The organism is Citrobacter sp. KH_055_1 (assembly GCF_057838705.1).
In genome coordinates this window covers 4,558,289-4,578,033 of sequence record NZ_CM174473.1, presented here as the reverse complement: position 1 = coordinate 4,578,033, position 19,745 = coordinate 4,558,289, and the positions used below count along the sequence as shown (strand labels likewise).

General features: G+C 53.8%; 18 protein-coding genes. 10 read left to right on the top strand and 8 right to left on the bottom strand.

Features of this window, described 5'->3' with window-relative positions:
• Positions 1 to 67: 67 nt before the first annotated feature.
• From rhaD to rhaB, 3 genes are all read right to left on the bottom strand, one after another.
• Complete coding sequence (rhaD, locus tag AC3ITF_RS21470) at positions 68 to 895, bottom strand: rhamnulose-1-phosphate aldolase (protein WP_115259799.1); 828 nt, start codon at positions 893 to 895, stop codon at positions 68 to 70.
• A 144-nt stretch (positions 896 to 1,039) separates the two neighbouring features.
• The gene (rhaA, locus tag AC3ITF_RS21465; RefSeq protein WP_489176005.1) at positions 1,040 to 2,299 is read right to left on the bottom strand and encodes an L-rhamnose isomerase; all 1,260 of its coding nucleotides are present in this window, start codon (positions 2,297 to 2,299) and stop codon (positions 1,040 to 1,042) included.
• On the bottom strand, positions 2,296 to 3,765 hold the full coding sequence (rhaB, locus tag AC3ITF_RS21460; RefSeq protein ID WP_117343649.1) for a rhamnulokinase: 1,470 nt from the start codon (positions 3,763 to 3,765) through the stop codon (positions 2,296 to 2,298). The genes rhaA and rhaB overlap by 4 nt, the downstream gene beginning before the upstream one ends.
• A 303-nt stretch (positions 3,766 to 4,068) precedes the next feature.
• Between rhaB and rhaS the strand changes: the two genes are divergently transcribed.
• Both rhaS and rhaR read left to right on the top strand, forming a co-directional pair.
• The gene (gene rhaS, locus AC3ITF_RS21455; RefSeq protein WP_096758841.1) at positions 4,069 to 4,917 is read left to right on the top strand and encodes an HTH-type transcriptional activator RhaS; all 849 of its coding nucleotides are present in this window, start codon (positions 4,069 to 4,071) and stop codon (positions 4,915 to 4,917) included.
• Between the two features lie 152 nt (positions 4,918 to 5,069).
• Positions 5,070 to 5,921 carry an HTH-type transcriptional activator RhaR gene (gene rhaR / locus AC3ITF_RS21450; protein ID WP_117343676.1) on the top strand — a complete coding sequence of 284 codons (852 nt, stop codon included), beginning with the start codon at positions 5,070 to 5,072 and terminating at the stop codon, positions 5,919 to 5,921.
• On the opposite strand, the gene rhaT is transcribed toward rhaR, so the two are convergent.
• Together rhaT and AC3ITF_RS21440 are read right to left on the bottom strand one after the other, a co-directional pair.
• Positions 5,918 to 6,952: an L-rhamnose/proton symporter RhaT gene (gene rhaT, locus AC3ITF_RS21445; RefSeq protein WP_117343650.1), complete on the bottom strand. Its 1,035-nt coding sequence runs from the start codon at positions 6,950 to 6,952 to the stop codon at positions 5,918 to 5,920. The two genes, rhaR and rhaT, sit on opposite strands and share 4 nt — an antisense overlap.
• A 202-nt stretch (positions 6,953 to 7,154) precedes the next feature.
• Positions 7,155 to 8,576: an L-fucose/L-arabinose isomerase family protein gene (locus tag AC3ITF_RS21440; protein ID WP_115259795.1), complete on the bottom strand. Its 1,422-nt coding sequence runs from the start codon at positions 8,574 to 8,576 to the stop codon at positions 7,155 to 7,157.
• A gap of 255 nt (positions 8,577 to 8,831) precedes the next feature.
• Between AC3ITF_RS21440 and sodA the strand changes: the two genes are divergently transcribed.
• Entirely contained in the window at positions 8,832 to 9,452 is a 621-nt protein-coding gene (gene sodA, locus AC3ITF_RS21435; protein ID WP_096758838.1) for a superoxide dismutase [Mn], read from the top strand.
• Positions 9,453 to 9,540: 88 nt separating this feature from the next.
• Here sodA and AC3ITF_RS21430 read toward each other — a convergent pair whose 3' ends face one another.
• Complete coding sequence (locus AC3ITF_RS21430) at positions 9,541 to 10,431, bottom strand: dihydrodipicolinate synthase family protein (RefSeq protein ID WP_115259794.1); 891 nt, start codon at positions 10,429 to 10,431, stop codon at positions 9,541 to 9,543.
• Between the two features lie 152 nt (positions 10,432 to 10,583).
• Here AC3ITF_RS21430 and yiiM point away from each other — a divergent pair, with 152 nt between their 5' ends.
• Positions 10,584 to 11,258, top strand: a complete 675-nt coding sequence (gene yiiM, locus AC3ITF_RS21425) for a 6-hydroxyaminopurine reductase (protein ID WP_096758835.1) — start codon at positions 10,584 to 10,586, stop codon at positions 11,256 to 11,258.
• 66 nt (positions 11,259 to 11,324) lie between these two features.
• Here yiiM and cpxA read toward each other — a convergent pair whose 3' ends face one another.
• Both cpxA and cpxR read right to left on the bottom strand, forming a co-directional pair.
• Positions 11,325 to 12,698: an envelope stress sensor histidine kinase CpxA gene (cpxA, locus tag AC3ITF_RS21420; RefSeq protein ID WP_096758834.1), complete on the bottom strand. Its 1,374-nt coding sequence runs from the start codon at positions 12,696 to 12,698 to the stop codon at positions 11,325 to 11,327.
• A complete protein-coding gene (gene cpxR / locus AC3ITF_RS21415) occupies positions 12,695 to 13,393 on the bottom strand; it encodes an envelope stress response regulator transcription factor CpxR (RefSeq protein ID WP_005121756.1) in 699 nt (232 codons plus the stop codon). The genes cpxA and cpxR overlap by 4 nt, the downstream gene beginning before the upstream one ends.
• 150 nt (positions 13,394 to 13,543) lie before the next feature.
• On the opposite strand from cpxR, the gene cpxP reads away from it, so the two are divergent.
• The 6 genes from cpxP to AC3ITF_RS21385 all read left to right on the top strand — a co-directional run bounded on the left by cpxP (position 13,544) and on the right by AC3ITF_RS21385 (position 19,662).
• Positions 13,544 to 14,044, top strand: a complete 501-nt coding sequence (cpxP, locus tag AC3ITF_RS21410; protein ID WP_117343652.1) for a cell-envelope stress modulator CpxP — start codon at positions 13,544 to 13,546, stop codon at positions 14,042 to 14,044.
• 147 nt (positions 14,045 to 14,191) lie between these two features.
• Complete coding sequence (gene fieF, locus AC3ITF_RS21405) at positions 14,192 to 15,094, top strand: CDF family cation-efflux transporter FieF (RefSeq protein ID WP_096758832.1); 903 nt, start codon at positions 14,192 to 14,194, stop codon at positions 15,092 to 15,094.
• Positions 15,095 to 15,278: 184 nt separating this feature from the next.
• Complete coding sequence (pfkA, locus tag AC3ITF_RS21400; protein ID WP_117343655.1) at positions 15,279 to 16,241, top strand: 6-phosphofructokinase; 963 nt, start codon at positions 15,279 to 15,281, stop codon at positions 16,239 to 16,241.
• A 200-nt stretch (positions 16,242 to 16,441) separates the two neighbouring features.
• Positions 16,442 to 17,431, top strand: a complete 990-nt coding sequence (gene sbp, locus AC3ITF_RS21395) for a sulfate/thiosulfate ABC transporter substrate-binding protein Sbp (protein WP_096758830.1) — start codon at positions 16,442 to 16,444, stop codon at positions 17,429 to 17,431.
• Between the two features lie 103 nt (positions 17,432 to 17,534).
• Positions 17,535 to 18,284, top strand: a complete 750-nt coding sequence (locus AC3ITF_RS21390) for a CDP-diacylglycerol diphosphatase (protein ID WP_115259767.1) — start codon at positions 17,535 to 17,537, stop codon at positions 18,282 to 18,284.
• A 73-nt stretch (positions 18,285 to 18,357) separates the two neighbouring features.
• On the top strand, positions 18,358 to 19,662 hold the full coding sequence (locus tag AC3ITF_RS21385) for an SLC13 family permease (protein ID WP_489176004.1): 1,305 nt from the start codon (positions 18,358 to 18,360) through the stop codon (positions 19,660 to 19,662).
• Positions 19,663 to 19,745: the final 83 nt, after the last annotated feature.

Below are 19,745 nucleotides of genomic sequence, written 5' to 3'. Positions count from 1 at the left end.
GTTAAATAGGGACCGTCATGTAGGCCGGATAAGGCAAAGCCGCATCCGGCGTTGAATGAGGGAGGTATCAGTACAGCTCTAATGCGCTGGCCAGTGGGGTCACGCCAAAACGTTTGCCGAGAGCAATGAGCTCTTCACGCGTGATGGTTTGCTTCATACCGCCCATCGAATAGATTTTGACCAAAACTTCGGCCGATTTCTCTGCGGTATCTATCAAACCGAACGCTTCGTCGAGCGTCGGGCCGCTGCCAAATACGCCGTGGAACGGCCACAACACCAGAGAATGCTGCTGCATTGAAACTGCCGTCGCTTCACCGATTTCGTCGGTACCCGGCACCATCCACGGCAGAATGCCGACGCCGTCCGGGAACACCACCAGACATTCGGTGCTGCCTTCCCACAGTTTGCGGGTGATCAGCGCAGTGCTGTTTTCCAGCACATAGGTCAGAGCAATCAGATTGGTGGCATGGCAGTGCATGATCACGCGGTCTTTGCCATCGGTGGCTTTAATGCGCTCGCAGTGGGAAAGGAAGTGTGCGGGCAGTTCGGAGGTCGGTACGGCTTCGTGGGTCAGCCCCCAAAGAATGTGGTAGCCGGCGCCGTCGCTGTCGATTTTTACCACACCTAAATTGGCTGCCGGATCGAGCTGGACGTTGCGGAAGAATTTGCCGGAACCGGTAACGATAAACGGCGTGTTAGCCAGCAGCGGCATCGGCTGGCTCAGCGCGATGTAGCGCGGTTCTTCGTGGAAATCAGCGGTAAAGGGGGCGATATCAGCCTCATCCAGGCGCAGCGTCAGGTTGCCGCCGTTACGCTCATCCCAACCTTTCAGCCAGGCATCAGAAGTGGCTTTGATCATCCCCTGGACGAACCAGGAGGTAGTAATGTTTTGCATGGTCGGTGTTCCTGTTTATTGCCCGAACGGGTGTCGGGTCTTACGTAGGCCGGATAAGCGCAGCGCCATCCGGCGTAGTGTTTTGTACGTTGCCGGATGGCGGCGCTAACGCACCGTATCCGGCCTACAAGGCAGACAACGCCTTTAGTTACGCTTGCTCAGTACGTCTTTTTCATACGTGCGGACGTTGTCCAGCCACTGGCTGCCGGCTGGGGTGTCGTGACGCTGGCAATACATCTCCCAGACGGCCTGCCATGGCAGCGATTTCTGTTCTTCCAGCAGGGCCAGGCGGGCGGTGTAGTCGCCGCTAGCTTCGAGTTGGCGCAGTTGCTCAGTGGGTTCTAACAGCGCACGCAGCAGGGCTTTCTTCATATTGCGGGTGCCGATCACCCATGCGGCAATGCGGTTGATGGAAGCGTCGAAGAAGTCGAGGCCAATGTGTACGCGGTCGAACAGGTTATGGCGTACGATCTCGCTGGCAATCGCCTGAGTTTCATCATCCAGCAATACCACGTGGTCGCTGTCCCAGCGCACCGGACGGCTGACGTGCAGCAGCAGGCGCGGCACGTACAGCATGGCGGCAGAGATCTTGTCGGAAATCACTTCAGTCGGATGGAAGTGACCTGCATCCAGGCATAGTGCGGTCTGGCGGCTGGTGGCGTAGCCCATGTAAAACTCGTTGGAGCCAACGGTGTAGCTTTCTGCGCCGATACCAAACAGTTTGCTCTCGACGGCATCAATATGATGCGCCGGGTCGAACTTCTCGCTGATGACGTCGTCCAGTGCTTCCAGCAGGCGCTGGCGTGGTGCCAGGCGGTCAATGGTGATGTCTTTCATGCCATCCGGGATCCAGATGTTCATCACCGACGGCGTACCCAGCTGTTCGCCAAAGTACGCGGAGACGCGACGGCTGGCTTTGCAGTGGTCAATCCAGAACTGACGGATGCTGTCGTCAGCATGTGCCAGCGTGAAACCGTCGGCACTCAACGGATGCGAGAAGCATGACGGGTTGAAATCCAGACCTAACTGGTTCGCTTTCGCCCATTCCACCCAGTTTTTAAAGTGTTCAGGTTTGATTTGGTCACGGGATACCGGGGTATCGGATTCCAGGTAGATAGCGTGCAGGTTCAGACGCTTAGGACCCGGGATCAGGCTCAGTGCCTGCTCCAGATCGGCGCGCAGTTCAACGGCGTTACGCGCTTTACCTGGATAGTTACCGGTGGCCTGAATGCCGCCGGTGAGCGAACCTTCCGGGTTTTCGAATCCGGCGACATCATCGCCCTGCCAGCAGTGCATGGAGACCGGCAGACGATCGAGCTGGCGTAATGCCTCCTCGACATCGATACCTACCGCGGCGAAACGCAGTTTTGCCAGTTCCCAGGCTTGTTCAAGTTGAGTGGTCATGCGCAAAGCTCCTTTGTCTGTCGTGTTGATTGAAACTGCGCCTGGTAGCGGGCAATTTCACTGTCAGTATTTGGGATGAAGGTTGTCAGGTCGTAGTTAGCGGTCACCACCTGGCGGAAATCATCGACGTTGTTAAGTTCGTCCAGCGTCATCAGCTGAACGCCAATATTGCCGAGCGTAGAGGCCTCAACAGGCCCGGACATGACGCGGATACCGCATGCATCCGCGCACAGTTGGTTGAGCAGGGCGTTCTGGCAGCCGCCGCCAACAATGTGCAGTTGGTTGAAGGCGTGACCACGAAGGTGTGCCAGTTCCTGCAGGACGTCGGCATACAGCAGCGCCAGACTGTCGAAAATACAGCGCGCCAACTCAGCATCCTGAACCGGAACGGGTTGACCGGATTCGCGGCATGCGGCCTGAATTTCTGCGCTCATATCAACTGGGTTGATAAAGCGATCGTCGTTCGGGTTGACCAGGAATTGGCAGGCCGGTAGCGCTTCGGTTTTCGCGATCAGCGCGGGCAGGTCGGTAATCTGCCGCTCTTTTAATACGCGTTGCAGCAGCCACAATCCCATAATATTTTTCAGCACGCGGTAACGTCCTTCCGCGCCGCCTTCGTTGGTGATATTTGCCGCCAGCGCGGCCTCGTTGGCATACGGTGTTTTGCTCTCAAACCCCATCAGGGACCAGGTGCCGGAAGAGAGATAAGCGCTGTTGTTATCGGCCAGCGGTGAAGCGATGACCGCGCTGGCGGTGTCGTGGCTGGCGACGGCAACCACCGGGATCTGATTTTTCTGCGGGCAGATCCAGTGACCAATCACGTTCCCCGGATGCGTTGGGCGACCAAACCAGGCTTTGTCTGCGCCGGTCCATGCCAGCAGGGTGTCATCCCAGTCGTCGGTGTTGATATTGACCAACTGCGTAGTGGTGGCGTTGGTATATTCCCAGTTCATTTCGCCGGTCAGGCGGTAGCCGAAGTAGTCGGGGATCATCAGGGCATGCGCCACCTGCGGGACCAGCTCTGGCTGCTGTTCGACCAGCGCGCGGAGCTGATACAGGGTGTTAAAGGGCAGAAACTGAATGCCGCTCCGACGATAGATCTCGCTGTTACCCAGTTGCGCTAAGGCTTGCGACATCACGCCGGTAGTGCGGCTGTCGCGGTAAGAGACCGGCAGACCGACGCGCTGACCGTCTTTACCGATCAGGACGTAATCCACGCCCCAGGTATCAATCCCGATGCTGTCAATCAGGATGCCTTGATCGCAGACCTTCTTCAGCCCCAGGCGAATGTCGTTTTCCAGGCTGTCGATATCCCAGGTGTCAAAACCGTCTGTTTTTTGCAGACAGTTCGCGAAACGGTGGATTTCACGCAGCGTCAGGGTGCGGTGGTCACTGTCGTAACGTGCCAGCATTACGCGTCCGCTGGATGCGCCGAGATCGACAGCGACACAATGGCGAAGAGTCATAGCGAGGTCCTTCTGAGTTTTATTGCACTCAGTCTAAGAACCCCTGGAACGGCGTACCTTCTTGTTAGTGACAGTCACAATAAGCCGCTGGCAGCATGGCAAAGGTGAACGTGATGCTGTTCACAGTTTCGTGTAATGGGCGGGATTTTGTCTGATGTGACCCCTTCCGCATTTCCCGATCTTTCCTGTCGTTTCTTGAAGAATTAACCGTGTTTACGCACTTTGGCGTCAAAAATTTAAGGTGAGGGTCATAACCCTTAATTACTATGCAGCCATGTTCATTTGATCTGGAAGGAAGTCATCATGACCGTACTGCATTGCGTGGATTTTTTTCCGACAGGTAAAGCGCCTGTGGCGATCGAACCGCGACTGCCCCAGACTGCTTTTCCCGAGCATCATCATGATTTTCATGAAATTGTGATAGTTGAGCATGGAACAGGTATTCATGTTTTCAATGGACAGCCCTACACCATTAGCGGCGGGACGGTCTGTTTTGTCCGCGATCATGACAGACACTTATATGAACATACTGACAACCTGTGCCTGACAAATGTACTGTATCGTTCCCCTGATGCGTTTCAGTTTCTGGCCGGGTTAAACCAGTTGTTACCTCAGGAGCAGAACGGTCAGTATCCGTCCCACTGGCGCGTGAATCAGGGCGTACTGCAGCAGGTCCGTCACTTGGTGGGGCAAATAGAGCATCTTGGTGAGGAGATGGATACGCCGACGGCGGCCAATCGCGAGATCCTGTTTATGCAACTGCTGGTGCTGCTACGCAAAAGTAGTCTGATGGAAGCGGCAGCGGATAACGATGCGCGACTAAACCGGCTGATGGCGTGGCTGGAAGATAATTTTGCCGACGAAGTCTGCTGGGATGCGGTGGCTGAGCAGTTTTCGCTCTCTTTACGCACCTTGCACCGCCAGCTCAAACAGCAAACCGGGCTGACGCCGCAGCGCTATCTCAATCGCCTGCGGCTAATCAAAGCACGGCACTTATTGCGCCATAGCGATGACAGCGTTACGGACATCGCTTATCGCTGCGGTTTTGGCGACAGTAACCACTTTTCGACGCTATTTCGCCGGGAGTTTAACTGGTCACCGCGCGATATTCGCCAGGGCCGCGACGTCATGGCCGGAAGCAGCCTCCAGTAACGCGAAAGCTATCAACGTTTTTTACCGTCCGTTTGCTGATAATCATACCCTTTAATGCCGGATGGCGGCTGCGCCTTGTCCGGCCTACATGAATGCCCTGTAGGCCGAATAAGCGCAGCGCATCCGGCAAGCGTTCAGGTTGAGGTGATGTGGTGGCGAATCAGCTAGTCCTTCTGAAATCAGACTTTTTTGCGAGCGAACAGCAGGCCGTCGCCGTCGCCGATCGCTATCCGCAGGATGTGTTTGCCGAACATACTCATGAGTTTTGTGAGCTGGTGATGGTCTGGCGTGGCAATGGTCTGCATGTTCTCAACGATCGGCCGTATCGAATAACCCGTGGCGATCTGTTTTACATTCGCGCCGCAGACAAACACTCGTACACCTCTGTTAACGACCTCGTCCTGCAGAATATTATCTACTGCCCTGAGCGGTTGACGCTGAATCTGGGATGGGAAGATGTGATCCCCGGTTTTAACAACGGCACGCCGTGCCAGCCCCACTGGCGGCTGGGCAGTGCCGGTATGGCTCAGGCTCGACAGGTGATTAGCCAACTGGAACACGAAAGCCAGCAGCGCGATCCGTTATGTAATGATATGGCGGAGCTGTTGTTCGGACAGTTGGTGACGCTTCTCAAGCGCCATCGTTATGCCACGGATAGGCTCCCGGCCACCACCAGTGAGACACTGCTGGATAAGCTGATCACTGCGCTGGCCGGCAGCCATGAGCATACCTTTGAACTGGATAAATTCTGTCAACGGGAGCAGTGCAGCGAGCGCGTGCTGCGTCAGCAGTTTCGCAGCCAGACTGGAATGACCATCAACCAGTATCTTCGACAGGTGCGGGTCTGCCACGCTCAGTATTTGCTGCAACATAGCAAGTTGATGATTGGTGAGATTTCTATGCGTTGTGGCTTTGAGGACAGTAACTACTTTTCGGTGGTGTTTACGCGAGAAACCGGGATGACGCCGAGCCAGTGGCGTCATCTCAGTAATCCGCAGGACTAGCTGGCCATTCCCAGACCGACAATGTTTGCGGCAAGGATAATCACCACGCAGCCGAGGCTCAGCACGCTGACAGGGCGTTTTCCCGCATTGCTCCACTCTTTCATGATCAGGCCGACGATACCGCCGCACAGGACGTAGAAACTCATGTGCAGCATCCAGCTCATGTAGTCATACTGCGCCGGAATTTTGGCATGGCCCCAGGCGTAAAAGAAGAACTGGAGATACCACATCAGACCGGCAAGGGCCGAGAACAGGATGTTGCTGATAATAAGTGGTTTTGCTAACGAGAAGTCGGCTTTTACCGACAGGTTCTTCATTTTTGCCAGACGAATGAAGCAGAATCCCAGGTTGATCACCGCACCGCCTCCCATAATGACTACGTAGCTTGGCAGAGCGACATACAAAGGATCGATACCGAGCGCAGCGGCGGCTTCGTGCATCGGTTTAGCCGCATCCATGGCAAAGGACATCCCTGCGGAGAAAAAGCCGCACATCACCGCCAGTATTAGACCTTTTTTCAGGTTGAACTCTTCGGCTTTGATACCCATCTTGCGTTCTTTTAACTGTCCTGCTCGAGTGACTATCGCCACGCCGATCAGCGCGACCAGCACACCAAGCAGGGTCATACGCCCACCCGGAGTGCCGATGAGCACGTCAAATTTACCGGCAATGATTGGTGTCATTAAGGTGCCAACAATCAGCGTAATGCCGATAGCGATGCCGATCCCCATCGACATGCCGAGATAGCGCATGGTCAGGCCATAGTTGATATTACCGATCCCCCACATTGCGCCGAATAAAAATACCGGCAGTAGTGTGGATGCGCTGAATGAACTGTAATAGGCCCAGAAGTCTGGCAGCAGGATTGCGCTGACGAGCCAGGGCAGGATCAACCATGAAACAAAACCGCCTATGGACCACATGGTCTCCCAGGACCAGTGTTGTACCTTTTTAAAAGGGGCATAAAAACAAGCGGCACTAGCGGCACCGATAAGATGCCATAATATCCCCATCGTAATTGCGTTACCCATTCTGGTTCCTTTTAAATTGTCGTTCTGGCTGGATGAAAATCACCCGTTTTGATATTCAAAAGTCTAAAGAGTGAGCAATGAATTAACCTTCAGCATGCTGCCGTAGGATGGGCAATGCTGGCAAAATTCAGGGGATGAAAAGGATGTTGATCACAAATGCTGATCCGCCCCTCTTTTTTGAGAAGGGCGATAATATTAAGGGTTAGCAGATTTTTACCGTCTGAATACCCAGTAGCCAGGCGAGTTTTTCCAGTACCTCACCATGATGACCAAGGCCAATGCTGCAATGATGGGCTGGACCGCCCATGCACCATTGTGTGGTGAAATCGCGAGCCGATAACGGGAAGCGATAGCGGCTGTTGGTATTGCCGATATCCAGGACTTCACCTGCCACTGCTTCCCCTTCGGCATACTGCAAACGCACCCCGTTTTCGGCATCTTCAATGACCGAAAGAAAGGTTACCGGGCCCGGTTTCACGGTCATCTGGATAGACACACCTTTACCCGGTTTACCATGATAAACCGGCAGCGGAACCAGACGCACCGGACCATCGGCCATCAGCGGGTGCGCCGGGCCATCATGTCCCCACAATACAACATCATCAATAAATTCAATTCCATATGGCTCAGAGAATGAACCACCCGCCCCCAGAAGCTGCTGAATTTTCATCGCCAGTACATTTTTGATTTCATATTCACCTGCCACGGGAATACCACGGTGGGTGAGTAGTGTGTTGCCAAGAATGATTGAGGTGATGATGTTCTCGTAAGCATTGCCGTTTCTACCTTCGTAGTAGTAGGCCAGTGCACCGAGTGTGTTCTGGGCAATCAGTTTATCCATGGCGCAGGCGGTGGTGAGTGCGCGATCAAGCTCTGCCGGTTCGCATGTCGGATCCAGCTGAAGCACACGGTACATTTCCTGTTGTTTGACGCTGAGATCTGTCTCGCTGACCTGCTCGCGGTATTCCGCCAGCTCACACATTTCCAGTGGCTTAAAGCGTACGCCCAATTTGGCGGACAGGTTCGTCATATTGCTGTAAACGTCCACCATGCCGTCATAATAGTGTCCGAGTACGCCGACCTGACAGTTTGCCAGCATCTGGCGGGCATTAAGGGCCTGTAGCCACTGTGCCATTTGTTGCCAGACGTACTCATCGCCCTGTAACGCACCAACAATCAACTGAAAGCGGATATTCGCACGATTAAATACGTTTGCCAGTTCGGGCGCGCTGCAGGCCTGGCAGTGCGCCAGCCACTCTCCAGTACGTCCGCCCCGATCGGGAATTTGGCGGATTGCCGAATAGGGCAGACCAGGCTCCGGCTGTAGGGCCATAATAATAACTGGCTTATTGATACTCTGTACAAGGGGTAGAACCGTTGCGCTGAGTGCGTAGGTGCTAATGTAAAGACAGACCGCATCGACCGGCTGCTGTTGTAATCGCCTGATAAGATCATCGGCTTTATCGACGTTATCAATCAGGCCGCCATTAATGACGGTGGCCTGTTGCGCCGTCAGACGCTCATCAATCGTTTGCAGGTAACCCTGCAAGCGTGACTCCAGGCCAGCAAACTGGGGCCAGTATGTGTCGAGGCCGATTCCGAAAAGGGCGATGTTGACAGACATAGCAATATTTCCTTGTGAGATAATCCGCAGACTATCTCGTGCTTTGTCTCCCATGTCCTTTATGTCGCTGCCTGTTTCCTACGCAGGTTGGCAAAATTCGCCTGATTTTCCCGGTGGCGCTCACATTTTCATCTTGCAATAGCCCTGTAAAAAGTGCGGCATTGATAATCATTTTCAATATCATTTAATTAACTATAATGACTCAACTGCTTACGCGGCGTTAACACTGGCCGCCCGACAATACTGGAGATGATTATGAGTTATACACTGCCATCCCTGCCGTACGCTTATGATGCCCTTGAACCGCACTTTGATAAGCAGACGATGGAAATCCACCATACCAAGCACCACCAGGCCTATGTAAACAACGCGAACGCTGCGCTGGAAAGCCTGCCTGAATTCGCTAGCCTGCCTGTTGAAGAGCTGATCACTAAACTGGATCAGCTGCCAGCGGATAAGAAAACCGTACTGCGTAACAACGCAGGCGGCCACGCTAACCACAGCCTGTTCTGGAAAGGTCTGAAAACCGGTACTACGCTGCAGGGTGACCTGAAAGCGGCTATCGAACGCGACTTTGGCTCTGTTGATAACTTCAAAGCTGAATTTGAAAAAGCAGCGGCAACCCGTTTCGGTTCTGGCTGGGCATGGCTGGTACTGAAAGGTGACAAACTGGCTGTGGTTTCTACTGCCAACCAGGATTCCCCGCTGATGGGTGAGGCTATCTCTGGCGCTTCCGGCTTCCCGATCGTGGGCCTGGACGTTTGGGAACACGCTTACTACCTGAAATTCCAGAACCGTCGCCCGGACTACATCAAAGCATTCTGGGACGTGGTTAACTGGGACGAAGCTGCCGCGCGTTTCGCAGCGAAAAAATAAGCCCCATACAGCCTGATGGCGTAGAGCGGTAACGCTGTATTGCCTGATGCACTTACCCGGCCCACATCATGATGCGGGCCGGGTAATATTAACGCCCAAACACCTCATCAATTATTCGGCATTGGTCCTCGTTTAACTCCCCACCTGCATTACGCGAAACGCCGGTGCAATAGCCAAACTTACGCGACACCACGGTTTTAATGGTGGTGACAAAATCCTCGCCAATAGCGTAGATGGACATGTACGTGCCAATCTTATCCTGAATATCACGCAACGCCGCCAGGTCGCCCTGTTTAAACGCCTCGCGTGCGTGGACAAACAGCTCAGGCATCACGTTATTTAGGCCAGAAATAATCCCCGCGCCGCCTGCCAGCAGGTTGGGGATGTAATATTCGTCGTAGCCGGAGAGTACGGCAAAATCTTTGCGTACAGCGCGGGTGGTCTGAATCATACTGCGGGTATGGGACTGGCAGTCCACGGTGTCTTTGATACCGGCGAAGTTCGGGAATTCCCCGGCCAGGGTAGCAACCAGCTCAGGTGTTAAATCACAGCCGGTACGGGCCGGGAAGTTATAGGCAAACCATTGACCGCTGAGTTGTTGCCCTAACTGGCGGAAGTAGCTCAGCAGCTGCGTTGCCGTTTGTCCGTAATAGTAAGGTGGCAGGATCATGACGGCATCGTATCCCGCGTGATACGCTTCCTGCGCCATCAGTAGCACATCATTCTGGCAGGTGGATGAGACGTTGGCGACCATCTTCAGCGAGCTCATAGCTCGGGCTTCACGGATCAACTGCAGCCTTTCGTCGAGCGTAAAGGAGGCAAATTCCCCAATGCTTCCCATCAGCAAAATAACGTCGATCTGTGCCTCGGTAAGGCGTTTGAGATGCTGGCTCAGACCGTTGAAATCGATCTTGCCGTCATTGTCCATTGGCGTAATGGAAGGACACCAGACGCCAGCAAATTGCGATTGACCCGTCACGTTGTCGACTCCTTAATTGAAATGTTGTTTCAAAACCAACTTACATTGATAGCATGTGTCCCTACGTTTCACACCAACCGTGCTCTCATTTTGAGCGAATAGGGTAGAATAAATAGGGTGTAATGGGGAAAAGTTATCGGGAGAGGGAACAGATGCGATATCCGGTTGATGTATTTGCAGGCAAGATTCGGGATTACACGGGAAGCCGCCCCAGTGCGATTGCGAAAGTTCAGGTCGATGGCGAGCTGATGCTGACCGAATTAGGGTTGGCAGGGGATGAACAGGCAGAAACGAAAATTCACGGTGGGCCGGACCGCGCGCTGTGCCACTATCCGCGTGAACACTACCTACACTGGCGACAGGCTTTTCCTGAACAGGCAGAGTTGTTTGTCGCGCCCGCTTTTGGCGAGAACCTGTCAACGCAGGGCATGACGGAAGAGAATGTTTTTATTGGTGATATCTTCCAGTGGGGTGAGGCGCTGATTCAGGTCACACAGCCACGCTCGCCGTGTTTTAAGCTGAATTTTCATTTTGCTATTAGCGACATGGCAAGCCAGATGCAGGATGCGGGCAAGACCGGCTGGTTGTGCAGCGTTATCGCACCCGGCATGGTATCGGCGGATGCGCCGCTGGTACTGGCGTCTCGTGTGAGTGACGTTAGCGTGCAAGAGGCCATCGCCATTGCCTGGCATATGCCGTTTGATGACGACCAGTATCACCGTTTGCTGTCGGCGGCGGGGCTGTCAAAGAGCTGGACCAGAACCATGCAGAAACGCCGCTTAAGCGGCAAGATCGAAGATAATTCGCGGAGATTGTGGGGAAAATAAGGCGATTATTGAACCTGTCGGCCGGATAAGATGCGTTAGCATCGTCATCCGGCGCAACAGGCACAATTACGCACGTTTATACAGCGGCAGCCACAGCACCAGGCGCAGACCACCCAATGGGCTGTCTTCGGCCTTGACCCAGCCACGATGCTGCTGAATAGCGGTTTCAACAATTGCCAGACCCAGACCAGTACCGCCAGATTCGCGATCGCGCGCTTCATCGGTACGATAGAACGGACGGAAAATCTGTTCTCTGTCTTCGGGGCTCACGCCCGGACCATCATCGTCCACGGTGATGGTAATCCCGTCTTTATCCACCGCGAAGCCCACTTCAATCCTGGTGTGTGAGTAGCGCAGGGCGTTGCGAACAATGTTCTCCAGCGCACTTTCCAGCGTATTCGGGTTACCGTACAGCGGCCACGGCCCTGGCGGGAAGTTAACTGTGAACGATTTGCCCATCTGCTCGGCTTCAAAGGCGGCGTTATCCAGCACGTCACCCCACAGGTGATTCGCCTTCACGGTTTCACTGACCAGCGCGTTTTTCTGCTGATTGCGCGACATGACCAGCAGATCGTTGATCATGCTGTCCAGTCGATGCGCTTCCATTTCAATACGCTCCAGCTCTTTGCTCTCGCCGCTACGACGGCGCAGCAGCGCGGTCCCCAATTGCAGACGCGTTAACGGCGTTCTCAACTCGTGAGAGATGTCCGACAGCAGGCGTTGCTGTGAGGTCATCATGCGTTCCAGCGCCGTCACCATCTGGTTAAAGCTGGCACCTGCCGCCAGGAATTCTTGCGGACCGGCTTCCAGTTCAGGATGCTGACGCAGGTTGCCCTGTGCCACTTCATCCGCCGCATTTTTCAGCTTACGTGCCGGTTTTGCCAGACTCCAGGCCAGCCAAAGCAGCAACGGAGAGCTGACTAACATGGTCACGATCAGCAGTAACAGCGGTCGGTCAAACAGCAGGTTGATGAAGTCAGATTGTGAACTGCTGGCAGGCCGAATGAGGTACAGTTGGTAGTTATCTTCGCCATCTCTGACGGAGAAAGGCCCAACCATTTCAACACGACCGTATTTTTTCTTTTGCGGATGATCGGCGTTATCGGCCTGACCAATAAAGTTACGAATGATCTGCATTTCGTTGCGTTCTGCGCCGATCACGCGTCCTTCCGTCGTAACAAGTAATAACCGCTGTCCCGGCGGCGCCCACTTGTCTATCGCACGAAACAAGCGACGCCACCACATCAAATCGTTGGGCGGATCGTTCGCCAGTTCAGCTTCAACGTGCTGCTCAATCATCAACCCCTGGCGCTGTTCGCTATCCAGTAGCTCGGTCATCTGGCGTGAGTCGAGCTTGGGTAACATCAGCACCAGCATCAGCACCAGTGCCAGCGTTAACCAGAAGATGGCAAAGATGCGTGCGGTTAAACTTCCTATCATGAAGCGGAGACCATCAGATAGCCGCGACCGCGCAGGGTTTTAAACCACGGGTGCCCGTCTTTACGCTCCGGCAGCTTACGACGCAGGTTCGAGATATGCATGTCGATAGCACGATCGAACGGTGTCAGGCGTTTGCCCAGCACTTCCTGGCTTAAATGCTCACGAGAAACCACCTGGCCGAGATGCTGCGCCAGCAAATACAGCAGGGTGAATTCGGTACCGGTTAACTCCAGGGTTTGCCCGTCAAAGCTGGCTTCCTGGCGACCCGGATTGAGGCTTAACGCATCCACCTCCAGCGTCGGCGAGCCGTTATCGCTGTTCTGCTGCTGTTCGCTCCAGTGGGAGCGGCGCAGAATGGCGCGGATACGCGCGACCAGTTCGCGGTCGTTAAACGGTTTGGGTAAATAATCGTCCGCGCCCAGCTCAAGGCCGAGTACGCGATCCAGTTCGCTGCCGCGGGCGGTCAGCATGATTACGGGGGTCTGGTGTGTCTGGCGAAGTGCTTTCAGTGTATCAATGCCGTTTTTCTTCGGCATCATGACGTCGAGCAAAAGTAAATCGATGCTGTCATCCAGAAGCTCCAGTGCCTGCTCCCCATCATGGGCAACCAGCACATCGAAACCTTCCATTTCGAGCAGCTCCTTTAACAGGGATGTCAGCTCTCGGTCATCATCAACTAGCAGTATTTTATTCATTTTTTACGTACCTCCGAGGCAGAAATTACGACATCAGGCGGCGCTAATCTATGACTTTACGTTGTTTTACACCCCCTGACGCATGTTTGCAGCCCGAATCGTAAACTGTCTCTCGTTGAATCGCGACAGAAAAGATTTTGGGAGCAAGTGATGGGCAAAGTTACCGCTGCCGTCATGGCCTCAACGCTGGCACTCAGTACGTTTAGCCATGCAGCTGAAGTCGTCACAGGCGATCACTGGCACCTGGGTGAAAGCTCTTCGCAACGTAATGCGCAGAGCCACATGTTTGACGGTATCAGTTTAACCGAACATCAACGTCAACAGATGCGAGATTTAATGCAGCAGGCCAGACATGAGCAGCCTCCTGTTAATGTTAGCGAAATGGAGACAATGCATCGTCTTGTCACCGCAGAGAATTTTGATGAAAGCGCTGTGCGCGCTCAGGCAGAAAAGATGGCACAACAGCAGGTTGCCCGCCAGGTTGAAATCGCCAAGGTCCGCAACCAGATGTATCGCCTGTTAACGCCCGAGCAGCAAGCGGTTTTAAATGAGAAACATGAACAACGAATGGAGCAGCTGCGCGATGTCGCGCAATGGCAAAAAAGCTCATCGTTGAATTTATTGAGTAGTAGCAACTCACGTTCCCAGTAGTAACCCTGTTTTCCTTGCCATAGACACCATCCCTGTCTTCCCCCACATGATGTGGGGGTTTTTTTTGCCCGAAATTTGACACTTTCTTATTGCCTGACTGTTTTAGTTCATCCGTTATACTAGCGGCATATCCTGATGGGAGTGCTTATGAATCAAACTTATGGGCGGCTGGTGAGCCGGGCGGCTATCGCGGCGACCGTGATGGCTTCGCTGTTACTTTTGATCAAAATTTTTGCGTGGTGGTACACCGGGTCGGTGAGTATTCTGGCTGCACTGGTGGACTCTTTGGTCGATATTGCCGCGTCGTTAACCAATTTGCTGGTGGTGCGCTATTCCTTACAGCCAGCCGATGATGAACACACGTTCGGGCACGGGAAAGCAGAATCGCTGGCGGCGCTGGCGCAAAGTATGTTTATTTCTGGCTCGGCGCTGTTCTTATTTTTGACCGGCATTCAGCATCTTGTTCAACCGACGCCGATGAAAGATCCGGGCGTTGGGGTAATCGTCACCGTCATTGCGTTAATTTGTACTATCATACTGGTCACGTTTCAGCGTTGGGTCGTTAAGCGTACGCAAAGTCAGGCCGTTCGGGCAGATATGCTTCATTATCAGTCTGATGTTATGATGAACGGCGCTATTCTCGTCGCGCTTGGTCTGGCCTGGTACGGTTGGCATCGTGCGGATGCCTTGTTTGCGCTCGGGATTGGCATCTATATTCTATATAGCGCATTGCGTATGGGCTACGAGGCGGTGCAATCCTTGCTGGATCGCGCCTTGCCCGATGAAGAACGTCAGGAAATTATTGATATAGTGACGTCATGGCCAGGAGTCAGCGGCGCTCACGATCTTCGCACGCGGCAGTCAGGGCCGACCCGCTTTATTCAGATTCATTTGGAAATGGAAGATAATCTGCCGCTCGTTCAGGCGCATTTAGTGGCTGAACAGGTTGAGCAGGCGATTTTGCGGCGTTTCCCGGGATCGGATGTGATTATTCATCAGGATCCCTGTTCAGTCGTACCCAAGGAAGGCAAGATGTTTGAGCTTTCATAATTCGTTGTAAAAAAGTGAGCAGGGCCAGCATTTTGTGTATAAATTACCACCGTTTGGCCTGACCTGAATCAATTCAGCAGGAAGTGATTGTTATACTATCTGCATATTCGTTGGATCGTTTCGATATGCGGAATCGACTTCCGGCAGCAGATTTCATTTTGCATTCCAAAGTTCAGAGGTAGTCATGATTAAGAAAATCGGTGTGTTGACAAGCGGCGGTGATGCGCCGGGCATGAACGCAGCAATCCGTGGTGTTGTACGTGCAGCGTTGACGGAAGGACTGGAAGTCATGGGGATCCATGATGGCTACCTGGGTTTGTATGAAGACCGTATGGTTCAGCTCGACCGTTATAGCGTGTCCGACATGATCAACCGTGGCGGTACTTTCCTCGGTTCTGCTCGCTTCCCGGAATTCCGCGACGAAAACGTGCGCGCTGTGGCTATCGAAAACCTGAAGAAGCGTGGGATTGACGCCCTGGTTGTTATCGGTGGTGACGGTTCCTACTTGGGTGCAAAACGTCTGACTGAAATGGGTTTCCCGTGCATTGGCCTGCCGGGTACTATCGACAACGATATTAAAGGCACCGACTACACTATCGGCTACTTCACCGCACTGGGTACCGTGGTAGAAGCGATTGACCGTCTGCGTGACACCTCTTCTTCTCACCAGCGTATCTCTATCGTTGAAGTGATGGGGCGCTACTGTGGTGACCTGACTCTGGCGGCAGCAATTGCCGGTGGCTGCGAATTCGTCGTCGTTCCGGAAGTTGAATTCAGCCGTGACGATCTGGTCGCTGAAATCAAAGCGGGCATCGCCAAAGGTAAGAAACACGCGATTGTGGCGATCACCGAGCACATGTGTGACGTTGATGAACTGGCGCATTACATCGAGAAAGAAACCGGCCGTGAAACGCGCTCAACCGTACTGGGTCACATCCAGCGTGGTGGTTCCCCGGTGCCTTACGACCGTATTCTGGCATCCCGTATGGGGGCGTATGCCATTGATCTGCTGCTTGAAGGTCATGGCGGTCGCTGCGTCGGTATTCAGAACGAACAGTTGGTTCACCACGACATAATCGACGCTATCGAGAATATGAAGCGTCCGTTCAAAGGTGACTGGCTGGACTGCGCGAAAAAACTGTACTGATTGCAATTGCCGGATGGCGGCTTGCGCCTTATCCGGCCTACATGATGCAAATTGTAGGCCTGATAAGCGTAGCGCCATCAGGCAAACACCCGACTCCATATATTCCCCCGCGTTATAGCAAATCTTTTTTTATTCTTTAAAGTTTGGTTCGCTTTCTGGCACGCTCTGCTCATCACAACATTAAATAAGCGAGCTGGGCGATGAACAAATGGGGCGTAGGGTTAACATTATTGCTGGCATCGACCAGCGTTCTGGCAAAGGATATTCAGTTACTTAACGTATCGTACGATCCAACGCGTGAGCTGTACGAACAGTACAACAAAGCCTTCGCGGCGCACTGGAAACAGGAAACGGGCGATAACGTGGTGATCCGTCAGTCACATGGTGGCTCCGGTAAACAGGCAACCTCAGTCATCAACGGTATCGAAGCCGATGTGGTTACCCTGGCGTTGGCCTATGACGTGGACGCCATTGCTGAGCGTGGCCGTATCGATAAAAACTGGATTAAACGCCTGCCGGACAACTCTGCACCTTACACCTCCACCATCGTCTTCCTGGTGCGCAAAGGCAATCCAAAGCAGATTCATGACTGGAACGATCTGGTTAAACCGGGTGTGTCAGTCATTACGCCAAACCCGAAAAGCTCCGGCGGGGCACGCTGGAACTATCTGGCGGCATGGGGTTATGCCCTGCACCACAATAACAACGATCAGGCCAAAGCTCAGGACTTCGTCAAAGCTCTGTTTAAAAACGTGGAAGTGCTGGATTCCGGCGCGCGCGGCTCTACCAATACCTTTGTTGAACGCGGAATTGGCGATGTGCTGATCGCATGGGAAAACGAAGCGCTGCTGGCGACGAACGAACTGGGTAAAGACAAGTTTGAGATCGTCACGCCAAGCGAATCTATTCTCGCAGAACCGACCGTGTCTATTGTCGACAAAGTGGTAGAAAAGAAAGACAGCAAAGTGGTGGCCGAAGCCTACCTGAAGTATCTCTATTCTCCGCAAGGTCAGGAAATTGCGGCGAAAAACTATTACCGCCCGCGTGATGCTGACGTGGCGAAGAAATACGAAAATGCCTTTCCGAAGCTGAAGTTATTCACCATCGACGACGAGTTTGGTGGCTGGACCAAAGCGCAGAAAGAGCACTTCTCTAACGGCGGTACGTTTGACCAAATCAGTAAACGCTAACGCAGATGTGTTTGCAGGCCCGGTGGCATAACGCGACCGGGCTTTTTTATTTGTCATCATTTTACGTTACGCTTACCCTTCAATGGGATACAGGAAACGCGTAATGAAAAAAGCAGGCTATTTTTTACTGGTGGTGATGATTATCGCTGCCGCTGCGGGCATAGGTTACTGGAAACTCAACGGTAACCCGGATGCATTACGCCAGATTGTTCTTGAGCAATGCCTGCCGAACCAGCTGCAACGGCATAACCCTGCGCCGTGTGCGGAGGTGAAACCGGATGCCGGGTATGTGGTGTTCAAAGACCGTAACGGCCCTCTGCAATACTTATTGATGCCCACTTACCGCATTAACGGCACGGAAAGCCCGCTGCTGTTGCAATCAGGCACGCCGAATTTTTTCTGGCTCGCCTGGCAAGCGCGCGGTTTTATGAGCCAAAAATACGGCCAGGAAATTCCTGATAAAGCGGTATCGCTCACGATCAACTCGCCGTCTGGCCGCACGCAAAACCATTTCCACATTCATATCTCTTGCCTGCGTCCTGACGTTAGAACGCAACTGGATGACAATCTGGCGAAAATCAGCACCCGCTGGCTGCCTTTGCCGGGGGGATTACGTGGGCACGAGTATCTGGCGCGCCGCGTGACGGAAAACGAACTGGCACAGCGCAGCCCGTTTATGATGCTGGCGGAAGAGGTGCCGGATGCGCGTGATCATATGGGGCGCTATGCGCTGGCGATGGTGCGTCAGAGTGATGAGTCCTTTGTCCTGCTGGCGACCCAGCGCGATCTGCTGTCGCTGAATCTCGCCTCCGCCGAGGAAATTCAGGATCATCAGTGCCAGATCCTGCGGTAACCCCACCTAATCTGGCGTTTACTCTCTGTGCCTGTCCCCGTATTCTTGTTGAAAAAAACAACAGGAGACAGGCATGTCGCTCTGGCTTACGCACCCTCTGTTTATCCCTTCACTGGTGGTTGGCATCACCATTCTGCTCTGGGCTACGTCGCTGTTACCGGAGTTCATTACGGCGCTGATATTCTTCTCTGTCGCAATGGTGGCGAAAATCGCCCCACCGGAGGTGATTTTTGGCGGCTTTGCTTCGTCGGCGTTCTGGCTGGTTTTCAGCGGTTTCGTGTTGGGCATCGCGATACGTAAAACGGGACTGGCGGACAGGGCGGCGCGGGCGTTGTCGTCCCGGCTGACCGATTCCTGGCCGTTAATGGTCGCAAGCGTAGTGCTGCTGAGCTATGCGCTGGCGTTTGTGATGCCGTCCAATATGGGGCGTATTGCGCTGCTGATGCCGATTGTCGCGGCGATGGCGAAACGCGCTGGCATTGTCGACGGTACCCGTGCCTGGTACGGTCTGGCGTTAGCCGTGGGTTTTGGGACGTTCCAGCTTTCCGCTACCATCCTACCCGCCAACGTACCGAATCTGGTGATGAGCGGCGCAACGGAAGGTTCTTACGGTATCCATCTGAATTATCTACCCTATTTATTGCTGCATACGCCGGTCCTCGGCTGGCTAAAAGGCGCGCTGCTGGTTGGACTGATCTGCTGGCTGTTCCCCGGCAAGCCCCATGCCCCTATGGATGTGACGCCACCTGCGCCGATGAGTCGCGATGAAAAACGGCTGGCCTGGATGTTAGCGGTGGTGTTGCTGATGTGGGGCAGCGAAAGCTGGCACGGTATTGGTCCGGCCTGGACTGGGCTGGCGGCGGCAATCATTACGCTGTTGCCACGGGTAGGCTTTATTAACGGGGACGAGTTTTCCAGCGGGGTGAACATCCGCACCTGTATTTACGTGGCGGGGATCCTGGGGCTGGCGATCACCGTGACGCAAACCGGTATCGGTAGCGCGGTGGGGGAGGCGTTGCTACACGTGATGCCGCTGGACGCGGATAAACCCTTTACAAGCTTTCTGGCGTTAACCGGTATTACCACGGCGCTCAATTTTATTATGACCGCCAACGGCGTTCCGGCGCTGTATACCACGCTGGCACAGAGCTTTGCCGATGCGACCGGGTTTCCGCTGCTGTCGGTGATTATGATTCAGGTGTTGGGCTATTCCACTCCGTTGCTGCCGTATCAGGCATCGCCAATTGTGGTGGCGATGGCGCTAGGCAAAGTGCCTGCACGGGCAGGAATGCTGCTGTGCATTACGCTGGCTATGGCAACGTATCTGGTTCTGCTGCCGCTGGATTATCTGTGGTTTAGCGTACTGGGGAAACTATAACGTCTTGTAATCGTAAAAATTTATGTATTGAGAAGGTGAATCGCATTCTGCATGTCGATACCGGGTAATATCGATGTGCATAC

Coding starts and splice junctions, on each gene's coding strand:
- rhaD (WP_115259799.1), bottom strand. CDS start 895: ATGCAAAACATTACTACCTCCTGGTTCGTCCAGGGGATGATCAAAGCC.
- rhaA (WP_489176005.1), bottom strand. CDS start 2,299: ATGACCACTCAACTTGAACAAGCCTGGGAACTGGCAAAACTGCGTTTC.
- rhaB (WP_117343649.1), bottom strand. CDS start 3,765: ATGACTCTTCGCCATTGTGTCGCTGTCGATCTCGGCGCATCCAGCGGA.
- rhaS (WP_096758841.1), top strand. CDS start 4,069: ATGACCGTACTGCATTGCGTGGATTTTTTTCCGACAGGTAAAGCGCCT.
- rhaT (WP_117343650.1), bottom strand. CDS start 6,952: ATGGGTAACGCAATTACGATGGGGATATTATGGCATCTTATCGGTGCC.
- AC3ITF_RS21440 (WP_115259795.1), bottom strand. CDS start 8,576: ATGTCTGTCAACATCGCCCTTTTCGGAATCGGCCTCGACACATACTGG.
- sodA (WP_096758838.1), top strand. CDS start 8,832: ATGAGTTATACACTGCCATCCCTGCCGTACGCTTATGATGCCCTTGAA.
- yiiM (WP_096758835.1), top strand. CDS start 10,584: ATGCGATATCCGGTTGATGTATTTGCAGGCAAGATTCGGGATTACACG.
- cpxA (WP_096758834.1), bottom strand. CDS start 12,698: ATGATAGGAAGTTTAACCGCACGCATCTTTGCCATCTTCTGGTTAACG.
- cpxR (WP_005121756.1), bottom strand. CDS start 13,393: ATGAATAAAATACTGCTAGTTGATGATGACCGAGAGCTGACATCCCTG.
- cpxP (WP_117343652.1), top strand. CDS start 13,544: ATGGGCAAAGTTACCGCTGCCGTCATGGCCTCAACGCTGGCACTCAGT.
- fieF (WP_096758832.1), top strand. CDS start 14,192: ATGAATCAAACTTATGGGCGGCTGGTGAGCCGGGCGGCTATCGCGGCG.
- pfkA (WP_117343655.1), top strand. CDS start 15,279: ATGATTAAGAAAATCGGTGTGTTGACAAGCGGCGGTGATGCGCCGGGC.
- sbp (WP_096758830.1), top strand. CDS start 16,442: ATGAACAAATGGGGCGTAGGGTTAACATTATTGCTGGCATCGACCAGC.
- AC3ITF_RS21390 (WP_115259767.1), top strand. CDS start 17,535: ATGAAAAAAGCAGGCTATTTTTTACTGGTGGTGATGATTATCGCTGCC.
- AC3ITF_RS21385 (WP_489176004.1), top strand. CDS start 18,358: ATGTCGCTCTGGCTTACGCACCCTCTGTTTATCCCTTCACTGGTGGTT.